Annotated in this window: 1 protein-coding gene; it reads left to right on the top strand. The window is 39.9% G+C overall.

Annotation, left to right across the window (positions count from 1 at the left end):
* The first annotated feature begins 186 nt into the window (after positions 1 to 186).
* Positions 187 to 1,458: a hypothetical protein gene (locus V0R37_RS21780; protein ID WP_420376512.1), complete on the top strand. Its 1,272-nt coding sequence runs from the start codon at positions 187 to 189 to the stop codon at positions 1,456 to 1,458.
* Positions 1,459 to 1,582 lie beyond the last annotated feature (124 nt).

Raw genomic sequence — 1,582 nt, 5'->3', positions numbered from 1 at the left:
CCTTCCTTGGCCGAACGTGTTTCGAGGCCCAAAACTCGTGCCATACTTGGCCTCATGCGGTTGAATTTCCTATCCGTTAATCTTCTGAGCATCTATAAAATAACATATTGGCTTTTGGTAAATAGGCACACTGTCTATTTGTTTTATTGACTCTAAAAACAAGGGCCGATTTGCTTCGGTGTGGAAATGGAAAAACACATTATTTTTGAAGACGAACAAATTCGGGCAATTTTTTTAAGAGGCTCATCAGATGAGTTGATTTTCTCTTTTGGCGATTTAATTACGCGTGCCAAAGGGTTGTCGATTAATGCTGAAAAGTCACTGCTTAAACATGATTTCAATGTCATTGGCATTATGCCGAAGCAGAAATCGTGGTTTCCTGAAAGCTCAATGCGTCAGATGTTTGCCGAAATTCAAGACCTGATTGCACCCTTTAAAACCCGCATTGGCTATGGCGGTTCAATGGGCGGTTATGCCGCGATTAAATATTCCAATTTACTCGATTTAAAACGTGTGGTTGCCTTAGTGCCACAGTATTCAATTAATCCTGACGATGTTGAAGACCCGCGTTATAACATGTTCTTTCATGCAGAACTGAATGCCAACATGCAAATCCAGCCGCAAGATGTTTCTGCTGAGCGTGAATACATTGTGGTTTATGATCCTTATTGCCCAGAAGATCGTGCGCAATATGTAAAGCTTGAACAAGTGTTACCGCACATTCATACCTTGAATTTACCTTTTACTGGGCATGATGCCATTGCGGTACTGGCCAGTTCAGAATTATTGCATGACTTCTTGTTGCATGATTTTGATGCCACTTACTTTTATAAGAAGATCCGCCAGGTCAAAAAGAACAGTAAGTTTTATTATCGTAAAGTGATTGAGAACTTATTGCCACGCCATAAAAATGCCTTGGGTTCAATTTTAATTAACAATGATTTACAGCTCGATAACCAGTTTTTTGACGCAAAGTTGAAACAACAGCTATTAAGAGAATTGTTGAGTAATAAGCAAGTCAGTCAGCAAGATTTACTGAAACTGGGCATACAGGTCAATTTACCGCAGGAAAATAGCAGCCAGTTACTCGACTCTTTTGGTCATGGCTTGGTGTTTAATGTGATTAGCCAAAAAATTGAAAGTTATGCAGCCAGCGCGATTGCTTTAAATCATAAATTTTTGATTCCAATTTTTGCCAAGGGCAGTGCTCTGGTACAGATTACTTTAAATGATGAACGCTATGTTGTGGCGATGAATGATCGACACATCATGAAATTATTTAAAGAACACGAGCCTTTAACCGCAGGCATGCACCCGATTGTGATGAAAAAATATAGTGATTTTTATGTGCTCAGTTATAAGCATTTAAACTTAAATAATAATGAATATGGCAGTCATGATTTTATTGAAGAGACCCCTGAAACAGCTCAATTCGTGACTCAGCCACTCCATCCTTAGGCACGATTGAGTAGCTTATTATTGTTTAAAATAAACTCGACTTTAGTCGGGGTGTTTGAGGAAGTGGAGGGCGAGGGCGATGCTGATGCGACCCCTCGAATCTCATCGCCGGGTGTCATCTTTC

The sequence above is a fragment of the Pollutimonas rozaliensis genome (assembly GCF_048751585.1).
In the GTDB taxonomy this organism is placed as follows: Bacteria; Pseudomonadota; Gammaproteobacteria; order Burkholderiales; family Burkholderiaceae_B.
The sequence above is the reverse complement of the archived record's forward strand: the minus strand, read 5'-3'. Positions and strand labels throughout refer to the sequence as shown.